At 69.1% G+C, this 7,273-nt stretch carries 7 protein-coding genes; 3 read left to right on the top strand and 4 right to left on the bottom strand.

Going from position 1 to position 7,273, the window contains the following annotated elements; translation table 11 throughout:
• Together L995_RS04885 and L995_RS04880 are read left to right on the top strand one after the other, a co-directional pair.
• On the top strand, nt 1-1,090 hold a 1,090-nt coding region (locus tag L995_RS04885), incomplete at its 5' end, for a methyl-accepting chemotaxis protein (protein ID WP_047469715.1).
• Entirely contained in the window at nt 1,087-2,871 is a 1,785-nt protein-coding gene (locus tag L995_RS04880; protein ID WP_047469711.1) for a putative bifunctional diguanylate cyclase/phosphodiesterase, read from the top strand. The genes L995_RS04885 and L995_RS04880, both read left to right, overlap by 4 nt.
• Before the next feature lie 19 nt (nt 2,872-2,890).
• Here the strand turns inward: L995_RS04880 and L995_RS04875 are convergent, their stop codons facing one another.
• Nucleotides 2,891-3,286 (bottom strand): hypothetical protein, encoded by a 396-nt coding sequence (locus tag L995_RS04875; RefSeq protein WP_051940538.1) that lies wholly within the window; start codon nt 3,284-3,286, stop codon nt 2,891-2,893.
• Between the two features lie 150 nt (nt 3,287-3,436).
• On the opposite strand from L995_RS04875, the gene L995_RS04870 reads away from it, so the two are divergent.
• A complete protein-coding gene (locus L995_RS04870; protein ID WP_034390675.1) occupies nt 3,437-3,892 on the top strand; it encodes a helix-turn-helix domain-containing protein in 456 nt (151 codons plus the stop codon).
• Here L995_RS04870 and L995_RS04865 read toward each other — a convergent pair.
• The 3 genes from L995_RS04865 to L995_RS04855 form a co-directional block, all read right to left on the bottom strand.
• Nucleotides 3,889-4,584: a Crp/Fnr family transcriptional regulator gene (locus L995_RS04865; protein ID WP_047469706.1), complete on the bottom strand. Its 696-nt coding sequence runs from the start codon at nt 4,582-4,584 to the stop codon at nt 3,889-3,891. The two genes, L995_RS04870 and L995_RS04865, sit on opposite strands and share 4 nt — an antisense overlap.
• Before the next feature lie 227 nt (nt 4,585-4,811).
• Nucleotides 4,812-5,789: a DUF6999 family protein gene (locus L995_RS04860; RefSeq protein ID WP_047469703.1), complete on the bottom strand. Its 978-nt coding sequence runs from the start codon at nt 5,787-5,789 to the stop codon at nt 4,812-4,814.
• Nucleotides 5,789-7,273 (bottom strand): 3-oxoacyl-[acyl-carrier-protein] synthase III C-terminal domain-containing protein (locus tag L995_RS04855; RefSeq protein WP_047469701.1); only part of this gene is annotated, 1,485 nt, incomplete at its 5' end. The genes L995_RS04860 and L995_RS04855, both read right to left, overlap by 1 nt.

Raw genomic sequence — 7,273 nt, 5'->3', positions numbered from 1 at the left:
CCGCGTCATGGTGGCGGGACTGTGGCTGTTGGGATCGGCCGGGCTGTGGTTGCCGTCGCTGCAGGCCTGGGCCTCGGCTTTGCCCCTGTCCCTGACGCTGGCCGAGATCTGGCCCGCCTGGCTGATCTGGAGCCTGGCTTGCGTGGCGGCCGGGCAGTGGCTGCGCACCAGGCTGCTCATGCCCCTGGCTGCCCTGCGCGGACAGGCCCAGGCCGTGGCCAGCGGGCAGCAGACGGGGGAACTGTTCACGCAGCGCACGGACGAGATCGGCGCCATCGGCGGCGCCGTGCGGCAGACCGGACTCAACCTGGTCTCCCTGGTGGACGACATCCAGGGCAAGAGCGACCAGGTGCGCCGCTGCGCGCTGGCCGTGCAGCAGGGCAGCACCGAACTGAGCGACCGCACCGAGGCTGCCGCTGCCAGCCTGGAGCAATCGGCCCAGGCCATGCAGGCCCTGGCCTGCGCCATAGAGCGCAGCAGCGCCCAGGCCGGCGAGGCCGCCCGCCGCGCGCGGCATGGCGTGGACATGGCCGGGCAGAGCAGCCGCATGGTCGCGCAACTGGACCAGGGCATGCGCGGCGTGGCCCGGACCAGCGACCAGGTCGGGGAGATCAGCTCGCTCATCGACGGCATTGCCTTTCAGACCAATCTGCTGGCGCTCAACGCCGCCGTGGAGGCCGCGCGCGCCGGCGAGCACGGCAAGGGCTTTGCCGTGGTGGCCGACGAGGTGCGCGGCCTGTCCCAGCGCAGCGCCCACGCTGCGCGCCAGATCAAGGCATTGATCGAGGCATCGCAGCAGCAGGTGGCGCAAAGCTGCGCCATGGCGCGCGAAATGGGCGAGGCCATGCTCGCCGTGCAGGCCGACATGCGCGAGCAGCTGCTGCTGGCCGAAGGCATGCAGGCCGCCAGCCAGGCCCAGGCCGGTGGCGTGCAACAGGTGCAGGCCGCCGTGCAGCAGCTCGAACAGATGACCCAGCACAACGCCACGCTGGCGCGCGACACCATCGGGCACGCGCAGCAGCTGGCCGGGCAGGCTCAGGCGCTGGAGGCTGCGGCATCGGTCTTCCACGGCAAGGGGCCGTCCGCATGATGGCGTCGGCCTGGAGCGCGCAAGCCGGCCATCTGATCGGGCCGTGCGAGGCGCTGGATGAGGAGCTCAAGCGCGTGGCCATGGAGGCCGCGCCCGACGGCATCGTGCTCGTGGATCGCAAGGGCCGCATCCTGCTGGCCAATCCCGCCATGCAGGCCATGAGCGGCTATGGCGCCTCCGAGCTGCTGGGCCGTCCGCTGCAGATGCTGCTGCCGCCCGAGGCGCATGCGGCCCATGGGCCGCAGCTGCAGTCCTACTTCGCCCAGCCCGCGCGCCGGCCCATGGGGCAGGGGCGTGACCTGTGGCTGCTGCGCAAGGACGGCAAGCGCCTGTCCGTGGACATCGCCCTGGGCCATTCCCCGCACGGCGGGGGCGTGGCCGTGGCCTTTGTGCGCGACCTGTCGCAGCTGCGCCAGATGGAGGCCTGCATGCACTACCACGCCACGCACGACACGCTCACCGGCCTGCTCAACCGCTGGCAGTTCGGGTTGCAGCTGGAGCAGGCGATCTCGCAAGCGCAGGCGCAAGTGGGTTCGGGCTCGGGCTCGGGCACCGGGCCCGCGTCCTTTGCGCTGCTGCTGCTCGACCTCGACAACTTCAAGGCCATCAACGACGGCTATGGCCACGACGTGGGCGACCAGGTGCTCAAGGAAGTGGCGCGCCGCCTGCAGGCCGCGCTGGGCACTTCGGCCACGCTGGCGCGCATGGGCGGTGACGAATTCACCGCCGTGCTGCATCCCTGCAACGGGCCGGACCTGCGCCGGCGCGTCGACGCGCTGCTGGGCGAGCTGTGCCGGCCCTGCGCCATCGGCCACTACGCGCTGAACTTCGGCGCCAGCGTGGGCGTGGCCTTCTACCCGCAGGACGCGGGCGATGCGGCCACCCTCATGCGCTATGCCGACATGGCCATGTACGACGCCAAGCAGCGCGGCCGTGCCTCCTACGCCTGCTATGCAAGCGCCATGGGCGAGGCCATGGCCGAGAAAGTGCTGCTGCACGAACGCCTCAAGCGCGCCCTGGACCGGGGTCTGCTGAGCCTGCATTTCCAGCCCCAGGTGCAGGTGCTGGGCGGCCAGGTCCAGGGCGTGGAGGCCCTGCTGCGCTGGAACGACGAGCAGATGGGCTGGGTCTCGCCGGAGCGCTTCGTGCCCGTGGCCGAGTCCACGGGCCTGATCCTCGCTCTGGGCGAATGGGTGATCGATGCGGCCTGCCGCCAGGCCGGCGACTGGCTGCGCGCAGGCATGCCGCTGCGCGTGGCGGTCAACCTCTCGGCCCAGCAACTGCGCCAGGCCGACCTGCAGCAGCGCCTCATGGCCAGCCTGGCCCGGCATGGCGTGCCGCCGCACCTGTTGGAGCTGGAGGTCACCGAGTCCGCCGCCATGACCGACCCGCTGCAGGCGCGCGAGCTGCTGGGCAGCCTGCTGGCGGCCGGCGTCTGCGTGGTGCTGGACGATTTCGGCACCGGCTACTCCTCGCTGGCCCACCTGCGCGATCTGCCCGTCTCGCGCGTGAAGATAGACCGCACCTTCATCGGCCCCATGCTCGACAGCCCGGCCGACGCCAAGATCGTCAAGGCCGTGATCGCGCTGGCCCGCACCCTGGGCCTGCAGGTGGTGGCCGAAGGCGTGGAAACCGCCGAGCAACTGCGCCTGCTGCGCATCCTGGACTGCGACGCCTACCAGGGCTGGCTCTTCGCCCGTGCGATGCCGGCAGAGCAGATTCCTGCGCTGATCCACAGGCCCGTGGCGACGCTGCTGGCGCAGCAGGCGGGGGTGGCTTAGGGTGTGAACAGAACCTGGTTCAGGCCTGCCTTTGGAGATGCCTGCGCGCAGCGCGCAACAGATGATTGACGGCGTGCAGCATGAGGTCATCCCTGTCGTCGCCGTTCACGCGCTGGAGGATTCCCACGGCACGGTCCAGGTCCGAAGACATTCTGGGCAGTACCACAGCCTCCATGTCTGGCAGGGGCTCGTTGTTCATGTGGCCATAGGCCGTGTCGTAGTAGCTGCGCAGCAAATCGCGCGCGCCATGCACGTCCGGGTACTGGCACTGCTGCGCGTGCACTTCCAGCACGGCCAGCGCCGCTTCCATATGGCACAGCGCATCGGACGCCAGGTCCTCGGCGTTGAACACAGGCTGCGGGGGCGGGCTTGCACACGCCTGGCGGGCAGGCGCCGATATGCCATCATCCGACATGGTTTCGTTCCTTCTGAAAGGGCGCGAATCAGCAGATCCGTGTGTTTGAGCAATACGGATCTTGCAAGCGGGCTCGCACAGTGGCTGCTGTCGAGTGTGAATGCATAGTACATCAAAAGACTAGTCTTTGATAGCCTTTTTCAATCCTTCATGGGAAATCCCGATTTCGCGAACCGTCTGGCAGACGCTCGAAGCCGTCTGCACCTGACCCAGGTCGAACTGGCCGTGGCCAGCGATATTGCAGCCACACAGATCAGCCGTTACGAGACCAGGAGGGCCAAGCCGCGCCCGGACGTTGCCAAGCGCCTGGCTGCCGCGCTCGCTGTGGATCTGGAGTGGTTGCTCAGCGGAACAGAGTCGCCGGAGAATGAAAAAGCGCCCAGTGGGGGCGAGCCTGCGTCAAATCTGGTCTTGCGAGCCACCGCGGATACGGCAAGGCGATGGGGGGAAATCCTTGCCAGAACCGGACTGGCGCCAGAGCAGCTGTTTCGCCGGATGGTGCTTGAGTTCGAGGCGCAGACAGAGACCAGGTACGGAGAACTTCTTCACCGTATCGAGCGGTTGGAGCAGGCGTTGGGAGGCCATAAGAACGTTGGAAAAGACTAGTCTTTTTTGCTGGCCGTCTGCCCTTCGCCGCCTCCATCCTGCACACCCGCCCCACTGATCCTCAACAACACCGCAGGCTGCAGCACGCAGTGCCATCGGTCGGGCCGCTCCAGCGCGCCCAGTTGCACCAGGCGCACAAGGCTGCGCGCAATGGTTTCGCGCGTGGTGGCCAGCAGGGCGGCCAGTGCGCCCTGGCTGGGCAGGCGCACGAGCATGCTTGACTGCAGCGCGGCCAGTTGCATCAGGGTGGCGGCCAGCTGGCGCAGCACGCCGGGGATGCGGACGATGTGGGCCCATTCCGCCAGCAGGGCGTTGTTGCAGGTGTAGCTGGTGGCCAGCGCGCGCACGAAGGCGGCATCGACCAGGCCGCGGCGCGTGATGGTGGCGATGTCCACGCAGCAGATGCGCCCTGGGCCCAGTGCCTCGAAGTGCATGGCCGAGGGCTGCTGCAGCCAGCCCGGGCTGCCCAGCGCGTGGCCGTTGCCGAACAGTGCCACGGGCCGCTGCACGCCGTCGCCGCCACGGCGGATGGCCAGGACGAAACCGAGCTTGATCACCTGGAATTCATGGGCAACGCAGCCTTGCGCCTGGAGCTTCTGGCCCTTGGCCAGGCCGCGTTCGCGGATGTGCGGCAGCCATTGCAGGAAGGCGGGTTCGGGCAGTTGCCCCAGCAGGCAGTGCGACGAACGCATGCATTCGCTGCAGCGTACGGCTGAAGGCGCAAAGGACGACGATGGCATGGCACGGACGGTTCGAAGGCGCCGCAAGCCAGGGCAGGAGGCGCCCTGGCGCTGGCAGGGACCCGGGCGTGCGGCCAGGGCGAAGCCGTGCAGGCTAGCGGGCCCTGCGGCTGAATGCAACGTGATGTAACCGTTTTCGCGCCAGATGGCGTCAATCCGCCGCTGTTCCTTGACCTGGGTCAGACGGCTGCCGTGCTGCTGGCGCTGCTGGCATGGTCGGCACCGCTGGCCGTTTCGCTGCCGTGGGCGCGGGCGGCTTCGCGCATGCGTGCCAGCTCGCGTGCGGGCAGGGGGATGTCGCCGCTGGCGACCTTCATCAGCAGGCAGTGCAGCATTTCGGTGGACAGGCCGTGCAGCACCAGGCGGTGGCCGGCGCGCAGGGTGGACAGGGGCACCAGCGGGTGCTTGTTGTTGAGCATGACCAGGTGCTCGGGCGAGGCGAGGATCTTGGCCGCATAGATGGCCACGGTCTCGTCCAGCTGCAGCGAGTTGCTGGCGCGCCAGAAGTCGTTGTCGGTCAGCAGCAGCTGGTAGACGGGCGTGTAGACCTCGATGGCGCTTTGCAGGTCCAGCAGGTTCAGGCGCCCGCGCGGCATGTCCTCCAGGCGCAGGGGCGGGTTGCGCAGCATGGAGAAGTCGGGCTCGGCCACGGGCTGCAGTTCCTGGCCTGCGGCGCGCAGCGCGTTGTTCAGGCGGATGACGAAGTTGAACAGGTTCAGGTCGTGCCTGAGGAACAGGTCGTCCCTGATGTCGTCGATGCTGCCTGGCTCCAGCGGTGTGGTGGACACGGGCGTGGGCGCATTGGCCGCGACAAAGGCCAGGATCTGCGAGCCCAGGTGGAAATGGCGCAGGATGAGCCAGTTGGCCTCGGGCGAGACGAAGCGGTTCATGCTGAAGGCCAGCAGCCGGTGCAGCAGCCTGGAGTGCGCCCAGTTGCGCGGCAGCAGCACCTTGAGGATCTGGATGAGCACGATGCTGGTGCGTGCCAGCGGCCGCAGGAAGGGCAGCAGGTACTGGCGCGAGCCGCTGCTGCAGTCACGCAGCCAGGCGGCCTTGACGTCGTCGGGCAGCGGCGTGCTCTGGTCCAGGTACAGCGCGCGCCAGGGGCTGGGGTCGCGCTCGTCGTGGGGCGGTTCGATGAAGTCTGGTGGTTGCATCAGTGCTCCTCGGGCAGGACATGCTCGAACTGCATCAGGTACAGCGCCGCCGTGTGGCGCGCGGTGCGCACGATGGCCTGCGCCGCCGTGCCCCCGCTGCCGTCTGTGCCGTCCAGCGCCATCACCATCTGCACGGCCATGAGCCAGCGCTCCAGGTGGTGTTCGTCGTTGGCGCCGTGGTATTCCAGGAAGCGGAAGGCATCGGGCGGCAGCGGCAGGCTGGCGCGCAGCAGCGGCAGCAGGCTGGGCACGATGCGCTGGCCCGTGCCTTCGATGATGTAGATGGCGCCCAGCAGGCCGACCGGATTGGGCGTGGCGGCCAGGCCGTGCAGATAGGCGTTGAGCGCCTCGCCGCCGGGGTTGCGGCGCAGGCGGGTGAGGTCGGTCTCGGTGCCGCCGGCCTTGAGGTAGTCCTCGTGCAGGATGCGGAAGTCGTTCTGCTCCTCGCCCGCATGCACGTCGATCAGCGCAGCCAGCGCCGCGTGCTCGCCGGTCAGCGAGGCCGCGCCCTCGCGCATCCACAGGCTGCCCTCGCGCACCTGGGGAACCCAGTGGCTCATCCAGCGCACGTAGTCCGCCGTCTGCAGCCTGCCTGTGCGTATGCGCTGCAGCAGCGGCGTGCGCCACACGCGCGAGCGGTAGTCCTGCCAGAGGCTGGCCAGTTCGGTCAGCAGCGGCGCCAGCGTGGCCGGGGCCTGGTTCGGGTCGTGGGGCGGGGCGATGGTGGAGACATCGGGCAGCAGGTCCGGGGCAGCGGGAGCTTCGGCGGTGGCACTGCGTGCTGCGGCCTTGGCCGGGGTGGCGGCGGGAGCCTGGGCCGCATCCTCCACTTCCAGCAGCATGTAGCCGGCCGTGAAGCGGCCCGATTCGGGAATGAAGCACAGCACGGTGTCGCCGTGCTTCAGGCGTGCCGATTCCGTGCGCAGGAACTCGGACAGCATCACGAAGATGGAGGCCGCGCCCGTGTTGCCACGCCAGGCCAGATTGCTCCACCAGCGCTCGCGCGGGATGCCGAGCTGGGCCTTGCCCAGCAGCTCATCGACCACGGGGATGAAGCGCTCCGACGAGTAGTGGCACAGGAAATGGTCGATGCCGCGCTCGGGCACCCAGCCCGTGTGCGCCAGGTGGGCGTATTCGTGGATGCAGACATCGAACAGGTGCGGCAGCAGGCGGATGTCCTGGCGCAGCGACAGCGCGCCTGCGGCCTCGGCCTCGCCCCAGGCGGCAAAGTCCAGGTGGCTGGTGGCGCGGTCGGGCGTCAGGCCCAGCTGCATGCAGACCGGGTAGTCGCCCGCAAAGCTGCGCAGGTGCGTCCAGCGCAGCTTCAGGCGCAGGCCCGGCGCCTGGGGCAGGGCCTGAGGGCCGCCCAGCAGCGCGGCGCCTGCGCCATCGGACAGCATCCAGCGCAGGAAGTGGGCATCGAAGTCCGTGTTGTATCCCTGGGCCGCGAAGCGCGAGCGCTTGAACAGGCGTGAGGGACGCGG

Source organism: Delftia sp. ZNC0008 (assembly GCF_000799035.1).
In the GTDB taxonomy this organism is placed as follows: domain Bacteria; phylum Pseudomonadota; class Gammaproteobacteria; order Burkholderiales; family Burkholderiaceae_C; genus Comamonas; species Comamonas tsuruhatensis.
The sequence above is the reverse complement of the archived record's forward strand: the minus strand, read 5'-3'. Positions and strand labels throughout refer to the sequence as shown.